15 protein-coding genes and 1 pseudogene are annotated in these 16,955 nt (G+C 70.3%); 12 read left to right on the top strand and 4 right to left on the bottom strand.

The genetic code is table 11. The annotated features are described in order from the left end of the window. The first annotated feature begins 65 nt into the window (after positions 1-65). The 3 genes from AB0E14_RS18040 to AB0E14_RS18030 all read left to right on the top strand — a co-directional run bounded on the left by AB0E14_RS18040 (position 66) and on the right by AB0E14_RS18030 (position 4,216). Positions 66-209: a thiocillin/thiostrepton family thiazolyl peptide gene (locus AB0E14_RS18040; RefSeq protein ID WP_078597647.1), complete on the top strand. Its 144-nt coding sequence runs from the start codon at positions 66-68 to the stop codon at positions 207-209. A 325-nt stretch (positions 210-534) separates the two neighbouring features. Continuing rightward, positions 535-3,246, top strand: coding sequence for a lantibiotic dehydratase (locus AB0E14_RS18035; protein WP_362418285.1), 2,712 nt, complete (start codon positions 535-537; stop codon positions 3,244-3,246). Beyond that, positions 3,224-4,216, top strand: a complete 993-nt coding sequence (locus AB0E14_RS18030) for a thiopeptide-type bacteriocin biosynthesis protein (RefSeq protein WP_362418282.1) — start codon at positions 3,224-3,226, stop codon at positions 4,214-4,216. The genes AB0E14_RS18035 and AB0E14_RS18030 overlap by 23 nt, the downstream gene beginning before the upstream one ends. A gap of 64 nt (positions 4,217-4,280) precedes the next feature. On the opposite strand, the gene AB0E14_RS18025 is transcribed toward AB0E14_RS18030, so the two are convergent. Next, positions 4,281-5,483, bottom strand: a complete 1,203-nt coding sequence (locus tag AB0E14_RS18025) for a cytochrome P450 (protein ID WP_362418278.1) — start codon at positions 5,481-5,483, stop codon at positions 4,281-4,283. 221 nt (positions 5,484-5,704) lie between these two features. On the opposite strand from AB0E14_RS18025, the gene AB0E14_RS18020 reads away from it, so the two are divergent. Beyond that, positions 5,705-6,049, top strand: a complete 345-nt coding sequence (locus AB0E14_RS18020; RefSeq protein ID WP_362418276.1) for a hypothetical protein — start codon at positions 5,705-5,707, stop codon at positions 6,047-6,049. Between the two features lie 44 nt (positions 6,050-6,093). Next, a complete protein-coding gene (gene nshR, locus AB0E14_RS18015; protein ID WP_362418274.1) occupies positions 6,094-6,894 on the top strand; it encodes an NshR/TsnR family 23S rRNA methyltransferase in 801 nt (266 codons plus the stop codon). 91 nt (positions 6,895-6,985) lie between these two features. Here nshR and AB0E14_RS18010 read toward each other — a convergent pair whose 3' ends face one another. Further along, the gene (locus AB0E14_RS18010; protein WP_362418271.1) at positions 6,986-9,052 is read right to left on the bottom strand and encodes a PIG-L family deacetylase; all 2,067 of its coding nucleotides are present in this window, start codon (positions 9,050-9,052) and stop codon (positions 6,986-6,988) included. Positions 9,053-9,300: 248 nt separating this feature from the next. Between AB0E14_RS18010 and AB0E14_RS18005 the strand changes: the two genes are divergently transcribed. Further along, positions 9,301-10,473: a hypothetical protein gene (locus AB0E14_RS18005; protein WP_362418268.1), complete on the top strand. Its 1,173-nt coding sequence runs from the start codon at positions 9,301-9,303 to the stop codon at positions 10,471-10,473. Positions 10,474-10,515: 42 nt separating this feature from the next. Here AB0E14_RS18005 and AB0E14_RS18000 read toward each other — a convergent pair. Both AB0E14_RS18000 and AB0E14_RS17995 read right to left on the bottom strand, forming a co-directional pair. Then, positions 10,516-11,313 (bottom strand): annotated as a pseudogene (locus AB0E14_RS18000) (RNA repair domain-containing protein); the annotation flags it as partial. Between the two features lie 47 nt (positions 11,314-11,360). Next, positions 11,361-12,380 carry an ADP-ribosylglycohydrolase family protein gene (locus AB0E14_RS17995; RefSeq protein WP_362418423.1) on the bottom strand — a complete coding sequence of 340 codons (1,020 nt, stop codon included), beginning with the start codon at positions 12,378-12,380 and terminating at the stop codon, positions 11,361-11,363. Positions 12,381-12,938: 558 nt separating this feature from the next. Here AB0E14_RS17995 and AB0E14_RS17990 point away from each other — a divergent pair. The 6 genes from AB0E14_RS17990 to rplB all read left to right on the top strand — a co-directional run bounded on the left by AB0E14_RS17990 (position 12,939) and on the right by rplB (position 16,943). Then, positions 12,939-13,658 (top strand): YoaK family protein, encoded by a 720-nt coding sequence (locus AB0E14_RS17990; protein WP_362418265.1) that lies wholly within the window; start codon positions 12,939-12,941, stop codon positions 13,656-13,658. A gap of 464 nt (positions 13,659-14,122) precedes the next feature. Further along, the gene (rpsJ, locus tag AB0E14_RS17985; RefSeq protein WP_003948644.1) at positions 14,123-14,431 is read left to right on the top strand and encodes a 30S ribosomal protein S10; all 309 of its coding nucleotides are present in this window, start codon (positions 14,123-14,125) and stop codon (positions 14,429-14,431) included. A 13-nt stretch (positions 14,432-14,444) separates the two neighbouring features. Continuing rightward, positions 14,445-15,089, top strand: coding sequence for a 50S ribosomal protein L3 (gene rplC, locus AB0E14_RS17980; protein ID WP_361965481.1), 645 nt, complete (start codon positions 14,445-14,447; stop codon positions 15,087-15,089). Between the two features lie 4 nt (positions 15,090-15,093). Further along, the gene (gene rplD / locus AB0E14_RS17975) at positions 15,094-15,744 is read left to right on the top strand and encodes a 50S ribosomal protein L4 (RefSeq protein ID WP_352188384.1); all 651 of its coding nucleotides are present in this window, start codon (positions 15,094-15,096) and stop codon (positions 15,742-15,744) included. Then, positions 15,744-16,067 (top strand): 50S ribosomal protein L23, encoded by a 324-nt coding sequence (gene rplW / locus AB0E14_RS17970; RefSeq protein ID WP_352188385.1) that lies wholly within the window; start codon positions 15,744-15,746, stop codon positions 16,065-16,067. Before rplD ends, rplW begins: the two co-directional genes overlap by 1 nt. A 39-nt stretch (positions 16,068-16,106) precedes the next feature. Continuing rightward, on the top strand, positions 16,107-16,943 hold the full coding sequence (gene rplB / locus AB0E14_RS17965) for a 50S ribosomal protein L2 (RefSeq protein WP_362418262.1): 837 nt from the start codon (positions 16,107-16,109) through the stop codon (positions 16,941-16,943). The last annotated feature ends 12 nt before the right edge of the window (positions 16,944-16,955 follow it).

Raw genomic sequence — 16,955 nt, 5'->3', positions numbered from 1 at the left:
TTAGTTGCCGAAGATCGATTGGCCGGGTTAGGTTCGAATCACTTCGACGAAAGGGGGTGAACGCAATGGAGCAGCAGATCGAGCTCGACGTTCTCGAGATCTCGGACCTTATCGCTGGCGCTGGTGAGAATGACGACCTCGCGCAGGTGATGGCCGCCTCGTGCACGACCACGAGCGTTTCGACGAGTTCTTCGTCGTCCTCGTCCTGATCGCAGGACTAGGAATTAGTTGAGCCACCGTCGAGGTGCACCTCGGCGGTGGCCTTCTTTCGTTCCAGCGCATTTATTCGAGTTTCGAACCATCGGGTCCTGTCCGGAGGTGTGCCGAAACAGGGGCACCTCGCTCCGGAGCGACGGTCCGGCCCGCGCCGCCGGCAGTGGCCGGCATGGGAGCACGTGGCTGGTTGCGTGCGCGAAGCTGCTTTCGAAGACAGGGCCGGCGGGCTCGCTGCGGCGGGGACCCTTCGTCGAGGCGCGTCCCTGACGACCGCACGCCGTGGCGCGCCGACCCGCGTGACGAAGTTGGGGGAGTCCCATGGATGTGAACATCAGTCCGTATGTCGTCTACAGGCGGAGTCGGCTTCCGCTGGGCGAGCTCGGCGGGATGTCGTTCACCGCCGCCTGGTCGCGCATCGACGAACTGCATGCCCTGCGGGAAGACATCCGCGCCCGCGCGGGCGGCCTGGCCGACCGTCTCGGCGAAGCCGTACCCACGCTGGCCGACGAGGTCCGGGCCACGTTGATCAAGGTGCGGCGCGATGTCCACAATCTGCGGCACGACCGCGTGGCCGGACGACTCGAGGAGCTTCGCCCGCACCTCGACGCGCAGCTGTTCGCCGAGGTCGAGACCTGGTGCGGACTCGGTCTGCGTGCCACGGAATGTGAGCGCGAGGGCGAGAGCGCACTCGAGCGCGAGAAGTCCCTGGCCGCGGACGGGTTCCCCGCGCTCTTCGAGCACGACGCGATGGCCCGCAGCATCCAGCTCTCCGGAGACCGCCTCTACCACGGTCTGCGCGACTTCGTCACGGGCACCGGACCGGCCCTCAAGCCGAGCAAGGCCCGACTGCGGGAGTCGTCGCTCGTCAACTTCGCCTACAGGGCGAGCCTGAAGCCGTCACCGTTCGGCCGGTTCACGGAGATCGGCGCGTTCCCGCCGGACGCCCCGGCGGCTCCGGCGGCAGCTCCGGCAACCCCATCGGCTCCGGACGCCCCGGCAGCTCCGGCGGATCCCGGCGGCCGGACACCGGAGGAGGGTCCGGCCCCGTCCGTCACGCGGCTGAACCGCCTGCTCGTGAACTGGGTCCTCGCCGCGATGCCACGCCTGCCCGGTGGGCTGGAGGCGGGCCACCTGGTGCTGAACTCGACCCTGCGCGCGGGCGCCGACGCCATCGAGTTCGTCGCCGTCGCCCCCGGCTCCCGGGAAGAGGGGAAGATCGCCTCCGAGACCGTCCTGCGCGTCCGCCGTGAGGCACTCTTCAACGCCCTGCTGGCGGCCATGCCCGGAGGGCAGGCGCCGACCGCCGAGGTGCTGCGCCGACTCACCGAGGTCACCGGCCGGGACGCCGTGAGCCGCGAGGTCGTCCACGGCCTGATCCGCGCCGGCGCCCTGTTCTTCCGGCCGGACGTCGACGACCACGACCCCGACTACGCGGCGAAGCTGGAGGAGGCGCTCGCCGCCGGCGCCACCGCGGAGACGGCAGCGCTGCGCGACCACTTCGCCGAACTGCGCCGACTGGAGACGGACTTCGCCGCCGCGCCCGCCGCGGACCGCCAGAAGATGCTCGACGCGGCCTACGCGGCGATCAACGGCATCGCCGAACTCTGCAAGGTGTCGCCGCCCCCGGAGGACGTCCTCAAGTCACCGGTCTTCGAGGACACACCGGCCTCCGCCGCACCCCAGGCGTGGAGCCTCCCGACGGTGGAGCGGAGCATCCCCGCCCTCACGGGCCTCTGGCGCCTGGCCTCGATGCTGGACAACGGCCAGATCAAGCGACTGGGGCTGCACGCCTTCGCGACCCGGCTCCTCGGGGACCGCGCCGGCATGCCGTTCATCGACTTCTTCCAGGCCTTCTCCTCGCTGAGCGACCGCGAGCAGGCCGACGTGTTCATGGGACGGGACGTCGAGGCGGTCGACCGGTACGTGGCGCAGCGGACCGAGGCCCTGAGCACGATCCGGGACCACCTGATCCCCGCGAACGGCGCTGTGCACCTGGACCCCTCGGTGATCGAGCGGGCCTGTGCGGGCGTGGAGGGCCTCCGGCACACCGAGTCGGTGACGTTCCGCGCGCAGTTCGCCCGGAACGTCCTGCCGGACAGGGACCGGACCCTGGTCGTGAACGGTCTGCTGACCGGCTACGGCGTCTACTTCTCGCGCTTCGGATCGTTCGTCCGCGGCCAGGGCGACTGGTCCCTGCCGGACGCGCAACGCGCCCACCTCGACCGACGGTTCCCGGGCACGGCCGACCTCAACTCCGTCCTCGGGTTCAACTTCAATCTGCATCCCCCGGTGACGAGCCGGGTCGTGAACTACCCCGGCGCCGTCTCGCTCGGGGCGGACCGCACGGTGTACACGATCGACAGCCTGGAAGTCCGTGTGGAGCCGGGCACCGCGGCCCTGCGGCTCTGGCACCCGGACACGGAGGAGTTCGTCGACCTCGTTCCCATGAACTTCATGACCCCGGTCGGCGTGCCGCTGCTCTACCGGCTGCTGGAGGCGCTGTCCCCCTCCAACCGCTACCTGTGGAAGCCGCTCGAGGACATTCAGGACGCCGGGGGACCCGTGGTCTACGGCGACACCGCGCCCCGCCTGGTGGTCGGCGACGTCGTAGCGGAGCGAAGGTCCTGGAACGTCGCAGCCGCCGACATCCCCATGCTGCAGGACCTGAGCCGGGACTCCTTCGACGCGCTCGTCGCCTTCGACGCGTGGCGCCGGTCGCGCGGCCTGCCCCGCCACGCCTTCGTGCTGTGCCAGACGGCCGAGGAACGTGACGTCATGGCCGGCCGCAGCCGCAAGGTGACGCGACAGTGGGCGGACTACGCGCACCTGCGGCGCGCCAGCGTCCACAAGCCGATGTACGTCGACTTCCGGAACCCCTACCTGGTCCGGAGCTTCGCGAAGTCCGCGCTGTCGCGCGGCGACGTGCTCGTGTCGATGCGCGAGTGCCTTCCCTCGGTGGACGACTACGGTCCGGACACTGGCTGGACCGCGACAGAGGAGTTCTTCGTTGAACTATGCACGGACAAGTAGCGGTCGGACGGGGACGGACGAGTGGCGGGTGGTGCACGTCCACGTCCCCCACTCGCTCCACACCCCCTTCCTGTGCGACGTGGTCGAACCGCTGCTGCGCGCCGAGGGCCTGCGGGACCACTTCTTCTTCCTCCGCTACTGGCAGGGCGGGCCCCATCTGCGTCTGAGGATGCTGTGCGGTCCCGGCGCGGGATCCGCGGAGGCGGCCGAACGCGTCGTCGAGGGTCTGGAGCGGGCCATGCCCGAGTTCGGGACCCAGGCGCGGGACGAGTACGCGCTCGGACTGACGATGCAGGAGGAACTGGCGCGGCTGGAGGGGGAGGATCCCCGGGCGGGCCGGCCGGTCGGGACGCTCGAACGGGCGCCCTACGAACCGGAGTACCGCAAGTACGGCGGCCAGGAGGGCGTGGAGATCGCCGAGAGGGTCTTCCGGAGGTCCTCCCTGGCCGTCCTCGACCTGCTGGGACGGCAACCGCGCGCGTGGGTCGAGGAGCGCCGGGCCCCGATCGGGGAGGCGGCGCGGATCATGGCCATGTTCCTCCACGGGGCCGGCTACGACCCGGAGGCTGCCTCGCTCTTCCTGCGGGAGTACGAGGAATGGTGGAGCACGTACGCCCCCGAGGAGATGCGTCGAGCCTGGCCCCGGCTCTACGACAGCACGTCGGCCCAGCTCACGAGCCTGTGCTCCTCGATCTGGCACGACGGCGCCACGGACGACGTGTTCCACGAGATCAGCGCGGAGGCCACCGCCCGCGCCCGGTCCGTGACCGGTGCGCCCGACGGGCAGGACGCCCGCGAGCTGCGTCTGGACGGCACTCCCTACGCGGGCTGTCTCTCGAACTACGTGCACACGACCAACAACCGCCTCGGTCTTGTCCCCGCGGCCGAGGGTCTTGTCGCGTACCTCGTGCGACGAGCCCTGGACGATCTGCCGCGCCGGCCGGCCCGGGACGGGGCCGACGGCAGGTGAGACCTTCGGCCCGGGTGCGGCTCCCTTTCGGGGGCCGCACCCGGGCCGAAGCACGCGACGACCGTCAGCAGAGGACCGGGAGCTTGTGGAGGCCGTACACGCCCATGCTGTCCTTGAAATGCAGCTCCGACACCGGGGCGGCCAGCTTCAGGCCGGGGACCCTGGCGACGAGGGTGTTGAACACGACCTCCAGTTCGAGCTTCGCGAGGTTCTGCCCGATGCACTGGTGGATCCCGTGACCGAAAGCCAGATGGTGCTTTCCGCCGCGTTCGAAGTCCAGCCGCTCCGGGTGCGGGAACACCGCCTCGTCGTGATTGCCCGAGGCGCTGAGACCGATCACGCCCTCACCGGCACGGATGTGTACGCCCCCGATCTCGATGTCCGCGGTGACCACGCGCGAGGTGACCTGGTCGGCGATGCTGAAATAGCGCAGCAGCTCGTCGACGGCCTGGGGCGCGAGGGACGGGTCGGCCTGGAGCTTGGCCCGCTGGTCGGGATTCTCGAGCAGTGCCAGGACTCCGAGGGAGATCATGTTGGCCGTCGTCTCGTGGCCGCCGACCAGCAGGACGTTGGCCATTCCGACGAGCTCCGTGTGGGAGAACGTGCCGGTCTCGCGATTCTTCACGACGAGCCTGCCGAGGAGGTCGTCGCCGGGAGCCTTCTCCTGGGCGGTCACCAACTGGTCGAAGTAGGCGTGGAGTTCCTGGTGCGCGTCGTTCCGCTCCTGCGGATCGGCGTCGACCGACACCAGCTTCTCGGTCCGGTCCTGGAAGAACGCCCGGTCCGTGTAGGGGACTCCGAGGAGTTCACAGATCACCAGGGAGGGGACGGGAAGCGCCAGTGCCGCGACCAGATCGACCGGCCCCTCGCCGGCGAGCAGGGCCGAGACGCACTCGTCCACGATCTCCTGGACGCGAGGCCGCAGTTGAAGCACGCGCTTGGCCGTGAACTCGCTGATCAACATCTTCCGCTGCGCGGTGTGCACCGGGGGGTCCATGGCGAGAAGCACCGGCCGCATCTGCTCCATGATCTCCGCCGGCACGTCGAAGTGCAGCGGGTAGCCCGGGTGGGCGAGGTTCGAGCTCACATCGGGGCTGGCGAGCAACTGCCGTATGTGTTCGTGCCGGGTGAGCAGCCAGGCGGTCCGTCCCGAAGCGAGGGTGACCTTGCTGATGGGCTCTTCGGCGCGGAGGGAGGCGTACTCCCGAGGCGGATGGAGGGGGCAGCCGCGGGGGTAGGGAAAGGAGGTGTCGTGATGCTCGGTCATGGTTCTCTCCGAAGATGTAACAAAGGAAATCGCCTTACTGCGCCTAACTGCGCTCAACTGTTCCATCCAAGCGGATGAGGCGCTCCGTTCGAACGTGATCGGCCCAATGAGGCACATCTCACGGCGATTTCGCCACCGCCGGTTACGGTGTCGGCCCACCTGATCCGGAGTCATGAATTCCGATCCCGTCAATCATGTTTGCCAACAAGGAGTTCGAAGCTATGTACCTGTCGATCGTCATGTGGGACCTGAAGAAGTCGGAAGCGACGGTGGAGAGCCTCCGGGAATATCTGCGGGACTACGCGGTGGACGCCTACTCCACCCTGGAGGGGATGCGCCTCAAGGCGTGGTTCTCGGACACCGAACGGCAGTTGTGGGGAGCGGTCTACCTCTGGGACAGGGCTGATCAGATGCCCGCCCTCTACAAGGTCAGCAAGGTGATCGACCTCATCGGCTATCCCCCCACGTCGGTCGGGGGATTCGGGATCGAGGCGATCGCCGAAGGGAAGAGCGTGCACGAGACGCTGGCCGGCCTGGGTGTCGCCCTGGAGGGCGGGGCGCCGTAGCCCGCCCGGATTGTGCTAGCGTCTGCACGGTGGACAATCCTGATGTGATTATCGAACGTTCCGACCCTGCGGTGCAGCGCATCATCGATGTCACCAAGCATTCGAGGTCGGTCGTCCGGACCGTGCTCATCGAGGACATCGAACCCCTTCTGCAGAGCATTCACGCAGGAGTGGAGTTCATCGAGGTCTACGGCATCGAGACCACACCCCTGCCGGGCGAGCTGACGGCCGCCTGCGAGAAGCGGGGAATTCCGGTCCGGCTGCTCGCGTCCGCGATCGCCAATCAGGTGTTCAAGACCGAGAAGAAGCCCAAGGCTTTCGGTATCGCCAAGGTGCCGCGGCCCGGCCGCTTCGCGGACCTGGCCGATCTGAAGGGCGACATCGTCGTCCTGGACGGCGTGAAGATCGTCGGCAACATCGGCGCCATCGTGCGGACCGCCTTCGCCCTGGGCGCCTCCGGCATCGTCCTCGTGGACAGCGATCTCCCCACCATCGCGGATCGCCGTCTGATCCGGGCCAGCAGGGGTTACGTCTTCTCCCTGCCCATCGTCCTCGCCACGCGGGACGAGGCACTCCAGCACGTCCGCGACAGCGGGATGCGGACCATGGTCTTCGAGGCCGACGGCCGCCTCACGGTCGGGGACCTCGGCGGCATCGACGAGCGCATCGTGCTCATGTTCGGCAGCGAGAAGACGGGGCCCTCGGACGAGTTCGCGGGCGGCGCCGCCGAATCGGTCTCCATCCCCATGAACCCCGCCGCCGAGTCGCTCAACGTCTCGGTCTCCGCCGGTATCGCGCTGCACGGTCGTGCGGCCCGGAACCTCGGCGGGCTGCCCGCGGCCTGACAGGACAGCCGCCACAGAACATCGAAGAGGGCCCCCGGCCCGCCGTGAACGGCGGAGCGGGGGCCCTCTTCGATGTGCGTACCGTCTTCGGTCACGAGTGCGAGGTCGCCCCGGAGCGCCGTGCCGGGCGCCACACCCACGGATGGGCGTCCGCGCCCAGGCCGACGGCGACCGGGCCGCCCGGGACCAGCCGCAGCGCCGGCTCCTGCACGGCCGCCGCGCCCTGGGTACGGGTCCAGAGCCGGCCGCCGCGGCGCAACTGGACGCGGCCGCGCAGGTCCCGGCCGAGCAGGACCGTGCCCTCCGCGTCGGCCGCCGCGGTCACCGGGCCGTACCCGTCGAAGGAGGCGTTGCCGCGCCGCTGCGACAGCAGCTCCTTGGCGGCGGGCTTGCGGTAGTACACGTCGAGGCCGGTACGGCCCTGGCCCGGCACGGCGGCGACCGGGTCGCCGGCCAGCGGCAGCGGGGCGGCCGGGACGGAGTCGATCCAGTGCTGGACGGCCTTGCGGCTCGTGGCCAGGACGTGGACGCGCCCCTCGGCGTCGACCACCACCTCCAGCCCGTCCTGTATCTCCTCGCGGCCGGGCAGCACCCGCCACGGGGACCAGGTGCCGTCGGTGGACCGTACGCGCGTCGACACACCCTTGTCGGCGTTGCGGACGAAGAGGTGGACCCGGCCGTCGGGGGTGGTGGCCGCGACCGGCACGCCTATCCGGCGGCCCCGGTCGTCCTTGCGCTCCGGGTTGCCCAGGCCCCGCCAGGCGAGGAACGGGCCGTCGGGGGAACGCTGCTCCAGCAGCACGACCTCTCGCTTGTTCGGCCCGCCGCGTCCGGTGAAGGCGGCGAACCGCACCCCGAAGAGCAGGACCCGGCCGTCGGGCAGGGTCGCCGAGCCGAGCGCGGGTGCGAGCGGGCCGCCGCCCAGGTCCGTGGGCTCGCCCCACAGTCCGGTGCCGCGTTCCGTCTCCCGCCAGCGGACCGCGCGCAGCCCCAGCACCCCGTACGCGTCGAGCCGCCCGTCGGGCCGGGTGACGACGGCCGGTCCCGCGCCGGGCCAGCGGTAGTGGGTGGCGCGCACCCAGCCCTTGGCCTGCCTCAGGGGGCTGCCGCCGCCGATGCCGTAGTCGCCGCAGCCGGAGGGGTTGCCGCACTCCCAGGCGGGGTTGCCGCCGTAGTTGAAGAGATGGCCGGCCTTCTCGTTGAGGACCTGCGCGGGCAGGTTCTTGGGCCAGTGCCGGTTGTAGTAGCCGCGGAAGGCGGTCGCCACGAACGCCGGTATCTGCCCCGAGCCCTGCTGGGCGTCGGCGACCCAGCGGATCAGCGCGGTCCAGCAGAACTCGGCGACCGCGGTGTGGACGCCGTGGTCGGAGTAGCCGGGCTGCTCGGCGTCCTTCTTGCGGGCGGCCTCGCTGCTGATCTGTATGTCGGGGTCCGGGTCGAGGGTGTGCACGACGGTCGGCCGGTAGCGGTCGAGGAGGCCGACCAGGACGTCGATCAGCTGGTTGTGGTCGTAGGTGTCGGGCCGGTCGACGGGGGAGCCGGCGGGCATGTGCGTGCGCAGTTCGAGCGCGCGGTCCTTCCAGAGGTTGACCAGGGCCATATAGCGCCGGGGCGCGTGCTCGGGCAGGTTGAGGAAGATCAGCTCGACCCGGCGGCCGCCGTTGATGAGCGTGTTGATCTCGGCGCGCCGCCCGCCGTGGAGGGTGGTGACGCCCTTCTGCCAGGGGGTGAACTTGTCGAGCCCGAGGAGGGTCGCGTACGCCTGGCGCAGCCCCTGATGACGCGAGGACGAGTAGGCGGCCCGGTCGGGCTTCGCCGGGGGCATGCCCTTGATCCGGTTCACGCCGGTGTGCTCGCCGGCCGTGACATAGACGGAGACCAGCGGAACCCCGGAGTCGAGCATGCGCTGGGTGTCCGGGTTCATGAAGTACAGGTCGTCGTCCGGGTGTGCGGCGAACTGCATGAGCTGCTCGCGGCGGGTGCTGATGATCGGCACCCCCGGCGCGGGATCGGCGACGGGCTGCTTCCTGCGGGGCGGTTCGGGCACGGAACATCCGGCGAGCGCGGTGCCACCGAGCGCCGCACCGAGTGCGGCGCCGGCCGCGAGAACCCGGCGCCGCCGGAGCAGCCCGGACCTGAGCAGCTCGAAACCGTCCACTGTTCTTTTCCCCCGTACTGCCCGCACGTGCCCTGGAATTCACGGGGGGCCTGGTGGAGGCCCACATCCGCGACTGGCTAGACGGGTTTTCGAAGAGGGAGGTTGCGTGCGAATTCGCTCCTGTGCGTGAAGGGTGAACGAGGCTGAACGGGCAGGTCACAGCAAGATCACCGACCTCGTCCCGCGCACACGCCCCACCGGCTGTCGTGGCACGCTCCTGTCCGCACACATGATCAGGGGTGGGAAACGTGAGCGAGAAAGACAGGCCGGTCTCCGACGAGGAGTGGGCCGCGTTCGTCGAGGCGGCGAAGCAGGACGGGATCGACACGGGCGGGGGCACGCGCTGGACGGCGCGCGGCCGAAAGGCCAGGCCCGCGCGCCCCGATCCCGTACGGGAGCGGGAGCAGGAGCGGGAGACCGCACGGGAGCCGGCCGGGGAGCCCGCGGGCTGGCGCACCGGCCCGGCGTGGCAGGAGAGGAACGGGCGGCGTCACCGCGGGCGCCAGGTGAAGGGGGTCGCGGGCTTCGCCGTCGCCCTTGCCGTACTCCTCGTCGCCCTCCGCCCCGAGCTGGTCACCGACCATCTGCCCGAGGGGCTCGGGGGCCCGGGGGACACCACGCCGCTGGCGGCCGAGAGCGCGCGCCCGACCGCGGCGCCGTCCGAGGAGGCGTTGCCTGACGAGCCGACCCTGCGCGAGCCGTTCCGCGGGTCCCCCGCGCTGCGGTGGGCCGACGGGGCCGCCGGGATCGAGACGCCGCGCGCCGAGGCCATGGGCTGGATGTCGAAGGACGAGGTCGCTGCCGCGCTCAGGACGGCGAAGGAGTTCCTCGTCGCCGCCAACCTCGACCCGGCCGTCGTCGACGGCGGCCGGCCGACGGCGGCCCTGGCACTGCTCGACCCGCGTCAGCCCGATGTCCGCTCCGGCATGGAGAAGGGCCTGACCAGGGCCACCGAGAAGAACGACCCCACCCACCTGTTCAGCCGGTTCAGCCCGGCCGAGGCGAAGCTCGTGGGGTCCGTCGTGAAGACCCGGGGCCGGATGACCCTGTCCGTCGGCAAGGGCGCGTACGCGAACCACGTCCTGATCCAGACGGACTACACCTTCGTCTACCCCGTGGTGAAGGCGCGGCCGGGCGCCGACGAGGTCGCGCGTACGATCGCCCGCCGCGAGATCACCTTCGCCCTGCCCGACCCGGCCGTGTACCGGGTGACCAAGGGCAAGTTGTCGGTGAGCAGCATGCGTTCGAGCGTCGGCAACAGCGACTGCGAGGGTCCGACGGACGGGTTCTTCCACCCGCTGTTCGGCGAGGACCTCAAGGCGTCGCCGGGCCCGGGCTCGGGCCCGGCCTCGGACCCGTACGACCGGAGCAAGGACCTCGGCGACCTCCCGCAGGAGTGCGGAAGACTCACGCGCAGCTGAGCGGGTCGAGCCCGGCTACGTATCCGCGCCGGCCACGGTCCGACCGCTCCCGAGCGCGACGGTCACCCGGACCCGCATGGGCCCGTCCTCCCTCCGGGACAGCAGTACGACGTCCCTGACCCGCGCCGTCACCCCGCCGATGAGAGCCTCGGCGGTCGTGGCGAGAGCGTGCGGGTCGCGGCTGCGGCCGAGGGAGAGGTGCGGGGTGAACCCTCTGGCCCGGTCCCCGCACAACGGGAACCGGGCCTCCAGGCCGGCCCGCAGCCGCGCCCACGGCTCCTCGCCGTCCGCGCACGGGTCGAGCCATACGGTCGCGTCCTCACGGTGCCCGAACCAGTGGACGCCCTCCAGGCGCGCCCGGAACGGCGGCACCTCCCGCGCCGCCGCAGCGACGAGCGGTGCCGCCCGCTCGAAGTCCGCCTCCGGTACGAAGCCGAAGAGCACGTTCACGTGCGGCGGCCACCGGTGGATCTGCCGGTCGTGCTCGCGCCGCACGTGCTGGATGGCGGGCCACAGCGGGCGGGGCGGTATCCACGCGACGGCGGTCCGCCCGGTCGGCGGCACGGCGAGCACCTCCCCGGGCGGAACGGGCCCCTCGACCCGGGGCGGCAGCACGGCATCGAGCCGGTCGACCCCGGTGGCCCGGTCCCAGACGACCTGCCCGTCGACCTCGAAGAACACCACCCGATGCCAGGGAACCTCCCCACCGGGCACGAAGTCACCGAGCGCGACCCGCGCCGGCACCTCCGTCCCCCGCTCGTGGATCCCCATCACGAACCGGTCGGGGTCGAAGCGGTCGTCCCACAGCACCCGGTGATAGATCTCGTCGCTGGTGTGCACGTGGGGCGAGTGCCCGCGGTACGGACGGCTCACTCGGACGTCGGTCGTCAGTCCCAGAGCCGCCCGAGAGCGCGGATGCGGTCGTCGTACTCCAGCACCTCGGTCCATTCGGGCAGCCACTGCCCGGGACCGTGCTTCGCTCCGGCGAAGGCGCCGGCGAGGGCCGCGATCGAATCGGAGTCTCCGGACGAGTGCGCTCCGCGCCGGATCGCCTCACGCGCGTGGCCGCCGACGAGAAGGAAGCAGTACAGAGCGGTCGCGAGGGCCTCTTCGGCGATCCAGCCGGGGCCGACGGCTTCGCAGGGGTCCCTGTCCACGTCCGGGTCGCGCAGCGCGTCGGTCACCTTGTCGAGGGCGCGCAGGCATTCGTCCCAGCCGAACGCGATGAACGTGACGGGGTCGGGTGCCCCTGCCTTCTTCGCCAGGTCCCCGAGCCAGTCGCCGTGGTACTTCCGCCTCGACTGCACTGCGTGGAGACGCAGTTGGGGGAGGAGCTCGTCGAGGGCGCAGCCATGGGCGAGGAGCCGGATCGCATGGGCCGTGAGGTCGCTCGCGGCGAGCGCGGTGGGGTGGCCGTGCGTCATCGCCGCCTGCAGCTGGGCGATGCCCGAGCACTGTTCGGCCGTCAGCCCGGGTACCAGGGCCACGGGGGCCACGCGCATGTTCGCGCCGCAGCCCTTGGACCGGACGACGGTGGCGTCCTGCCACGGGACGCCGCGTTCGAGGGCGGCGCAGGCGTCCAGGCAGGTCTGGCCGGGGGCCCGGTCGTTGTTGGGATCGTGGAGCCAGGTCACGAAGTGCCTTCGTAGCGCCGCTTCGACCTGAGCCGGTGGGACGGTCTGCGGTGTTCCCCAGGCCCTGCCCGATTCGCGAGGGCTGGTGGTGACTTCCGCCAGGGCTTCCCCGACGGCCAGCGCCATCTGGGTGTCGTCGGTCACCCGCACGACGTCTCCCGCGGACAGCGGCATCTCCATCGTGTGCCAGGGCCCGAAAGCGGAGGTGATGCGCTCCATGGTCAGGAACTCGGTGGGGTGACCCATGGCATCACCGAGCGCCAGGCCGAGCATCGCCCCGGTCGCCGCGCGCCGAGGGCGTTCCGCGGGGGGATGTCCGGCGAGGCGGCGGATCGAGTCCGAGTTCGGGGCCTCGGCGAGAGAACCCGGTACCACCTGGCTGCCGGAGCCGGGTGGGTCCTGGATCATCCGGGTCAGTGCCTCCAGCGGGGTGAGGCCGAGAGCCTTGGCCTCGCGCAGACCGGCCGTCCACTGCGGGCGGTCGGACGAGCCGCCCCACCGGGGGACCCAGCCCGCGGCACCGTCCTCGTTGTTGATCCACAGGTAGCCGACCACCGTGCCGTCGGCATCGGCCACAGTGACGTACTGGACGGGCTTGCGGGTCCGACGTGTGTACTCCGGTGGCCCTGACATGACGACGGGGCCGTGGTCCAGGAAGTGTCCGCCGGTTCTCCGCTTGACGAAGCGAAGCGGTTCCCCCTCGGGATTCATCGGTGGTCCGCCTTCCTCAGTTCCTCCGCGACGGCGCCCTGCCCGGGCCGGCGCCACCCTGGCACAGGGGGAGGCGACCGTCGGCGGGCGGGGTGAGCGGGCGCGTCTTATGGTCCGGGTATGAAGCCCAGGCCCGGGCGGGCGCTCACGTCGATCATGGTCGTGCTCACCCTGACCACCGGCATGATCGAGGCCGTCAGCTTCCTCGCGCTCGGGCCGGTCTTCACCGCCATGCAGACCGGGAACCTGCTCCTGCTGGCGTTCGCGCTCACCGGTGCCGCGGGGCTCTCGCCGGCCGCCGCCGGGGTGTCCTGTGCCGGGTTCGTGGCCGGCGCGGTGCTCGGGTCGCTGTTCGAGTCGAGTGTGGACGCCCGTGAGCGCAGGTGGTTCGCTCCCGCGCTGCTCGCCGAGGGGCTGCTGCTGGGCGGTGGGGCGCTCGTCGCCTGGCGTACCGGGGTCGACGGGCCTCCGGCGGCGCCCGCGGGCGGGCACCACTTCGGGGTGATCGCCTTCGTCGCGGCCGCCATGGGGGTCCGCAACATCACCACCCTGCGGGTCCGCGTCCCCGACGTGCCGACGACGCTCTCCACCCGGGCCCTGACCGCGTTCCTCGGCGGTCTCCCGCATGTCGCGGACCCGCGCATCGGTTCCGGCGCCCGCCACGAGGGGCGGCGGTTCGCCTCGATCGGAGCGATGTTCGCGGGAGGGGTGCTGGACGCCTGGATGCTGCACGAGGGTGTCCGGCCGGCCGCCGTCCTGACCGTTCCGTGCCTGCTGGTGCTGCTGCTCGGAGCCGCCTCCTGGGCCGTGCCCGCGCGGCGTACGTCCGAGCCCGGGTGAGCCGTCCGGGAGGGGGCCACGGCCCGCGCAGGCCCCCGATCAGCGCCGATCCGACTCCCTCGGAGGGTCGGCGTTTGACTTGCGTCACGTCCGGGGTATTCTCTCCGGCTCGATTGGCCAGCCCAGCGTCCCGTATGGCAGACTGTCGGGGTTGCTCGGTTGAGTGCCGATGCTGCGCGCCTCCCGTCGGGAGGACCGGAAGCGAGTCCCACAGTACTCGTCGACCCCTCGGGTCGGACGTACGGGAATCTTCCGGGAAGCGTCAGCGGGGTGCCGGCCAGGCACTCGGGTGGTGTTCTGCCCCCCGGCTTCGCGGTTCTGGGAACCGCACCCCCTTGGTTGGGAGATCCCTAGGGATTTCTGCGTAGAGGGAGTGCGACACGCCCGACCGCGTGGGTCGGAGGCGGAGTCGTGAGATCCCCCGAGTACCAGAGCGTTACTAGACAAAGGACTACTGAGTAGCCATGGCGGGACAGAAGATCCGCATCCGGCTCAAGGCCTACGACCACGAGGTCATCGACTCCTCGGCGAAGAAGATCGTCGAGACGGTGACCCGCACTGGTGCGTCGGTCGCGGGCCCGGTGCCGCTGCCCACTGAGAAGAACGTGTACTGCGTCATCAAGTCGCCGCACAAGTACAAGGACTCGCGCGAGCACTTCGAGATGCGCACGCACAAGCGCCTCATCGACATCCTCGACCCCACGCCGAAGACGGTTGACTCGCTCATGCGTCTCGACCTGCCGGCGGGCGTCGACATCGAGATCAAGCTCTGAGGTGACGCGCGAGATGGCTAAGAACATCAAGGGCATCCTGGGCGAGAAGCTCGGCATGACGCAGGTCTGGGACGAGAACAACCGGGTCGTCCCGGTGACCGTCGTCAAGGCCGGCCCCAATGTCGTGACCCAGGTGCGTACGAACGACATCGACGGCTACGAGTCGGTCCAGATCGCCTTCGGCGAGATCGACCCGCGCAAGGTGAACAAGCCCCTCAAGGGTCACTTCGCCAAGGCCGACGTCACCCCGCGCCGCCACCTGGTGGAGCTCCGCACCGCTGACGCCTCCGAGTACACGCTCGGCCAGGAGATCACCGCCGAGGTCTTCGAGGCCGGCGTGAAGGTCGACGTCACCGGTAAGAGCAAGGGCAAGGGCTTCGCCGGTGTCATGAAGCGCCACAACTTCCGTGGTGGCAAGGCTTCGCACGGTGCCCACCGCGTGCACCGCAAGCCCGGTTCGATCGGTGGCTGCGCCACCCCGGGCCGTGTCTTCAAGGGCATGCGCATGGCCGGCCGCATGGGCAACGAGCGCGTGACCACCCAGAACCTGACCGTTCACGCCGTTGACGCGGAGAAGGGCCTGCTCCTGATCAAGGGTGCGGTTCCTGGTCCGAACGGCGGCCTCGTCCTGGTCCGCACCGCGGCCAAGGGGGCCTGAGGATATGAGCACCATTGACATTCTGTCGCCCTCCGGCGACAAGACCGGGACCGTCGAGCTCCCGGCCGAGATCTTCGAGGCCAAGGTCAGCATCCCGCTGATCCACCAGGTCGTCGTCGCGCAGCTTGCTGCCGCCCGCCAGGGCACGCACAAGGTCAAGACGCGTGGCGAGGTCCGCGGTGGTGGCAAGAAGCCTTACCGCCAGAAGGGCACCGGCCGCGCCCGTCAGGGTTCGACCCGCGCCCCGCAGTTCGCCGGTGGTGGCGTCGTGCACGGTCCCGTGCCGCGTGACTACTCGCAGCGCACCCCCAAGAAGATGAAGGCCGCCGCCCTCCGCGGTGCCCTCTCCGACCGGGCGACCCACTCCCGCATCCACGTCGTCTCCGGCGTGGTCGAGGGTGGCATCTCCACCAAGGCCGCCAAGACGCTGTTCGGCAAGATCTCGGAGCGCAAGAACCTGCTCCTGGTCGTCGAGCGCTCCGACGAGGCCGCGTGGCTGTCCGCCCGCAACCTGCCCCAGGTCCACATCCTGGAGCCGGGCCAGCTGAACACGTACGACGTGATGCGATCCGACGACGTGGTCTTCACCCAGGCCGCCCTCGAGTCCTTCGTGTCTGGCCCCAAGGCCGCTGACAACGAAGGGAGCGAGGCCTGATGTCCGAGGCCACGATCACCAGCAAGACCTTCACGGACCCGCGTGACATCCTCGTCAAGCCGGTTGTTTCCGAGAAGAGCTACGCGCTGCTCGACGAGAACAAGTACACGTTCATCGTTGCGCCCGGCGCCAACAAGACCCAGATCAAGCAGGCCGTCGAGGCGGTCTTCTCGGTCAAGGTCACCGGGGTCAACACGATCAACCGTCAGGGCAAGCGCAAGCGCACCCGCACCGGTTTCGGCAAGCGCGCCAACACCAAGCGCGCCATCGTGACCCTTGCCGAGGGCAACCGTATCGACATCTTCGGCGGCCCGACCGCCTGACGGCGGTCGAGTCGTCCGGAATCGGACGAGGACTGAGAAATGGGAATCCGCAAGTACAAGCCGACTACGCCGGGCCGTCGTGGCTCCTCCGTAGCCGACTTCGTCGAGATCACGCGGTCCACGCCGGAGAAGTCGCTGGTCCGCCCCCTGCACAGCAAGGGCGGCCGTAACAACGCCGGTCGTGTGACCGTTCGCCACCAGGGTGGCGGACACAAGCGCGCCTACCGCGTGATCGACTTCCGTCGTCACGACAAGGACGGCGTGCCGGCCAAGGTCGCGCACATCGAGTACGACCCCAACCGCACCGCGCGCATCGCGCTGCTGCACTACGCCGACGGCGAGAAGCGCTACATCATCGCGCCGCGCGGTCTGCAGCAGGGCGACCGGATCGAGAACGGCCCTGGCGCCGACATCAAGCCGGGCAACAACCTCGCGCTCCGCAACATCCCGGTCGGTACCACGATCCACGCGATCGAGCTCCGTCCCGGCGGTGGCGCCAAGTTCGCCCGTTCCGCGGGTGCCTCGGTGCAGCTGCTCGCGAAGGAGGGCACGATGGCCCACCTTCGTATGCCCTCCGGTGAGATCCGTCTGGTCGACGCGCGCTGCCGCGCGACCGTCGGTGAGGTCGGCAACGCCGAGCAGTCGAACATCAACTGGGGCAAGGCCGGCCGTATGCGGTGGAAGGGCGTTCGCCCGACCGTCCGCGGTGTCGCGATGAACCCGGTTGACCACCCGCACGGTGGTGGTGAGGGCAAGACCTCCGGTGGTCGCCACCCGGTCTCCCCGTGGGGTCAGAAGGAGGGTCGTACTCGTTCGCCGAAGAAGGCTTCGAACAAGTACATCGTCCGCCGCCGCAAGACGAACAAGAAGCGCTAGGAGCGGGTTTAG

Origin of the sequence: Streptomyces sp. NPDC047981, assembly GCF_040653315.1 — a bacterium.
Lineage (GTDB): Bacteria > Actinomycetota > Actinomycetes > Streptomycetales > Streptomycetaceae > Streptomyces.
Note: the sequence above shows the minus strand (reverse complement) of the source record. Positions and strands in the feature narration are given on the sequence as shown.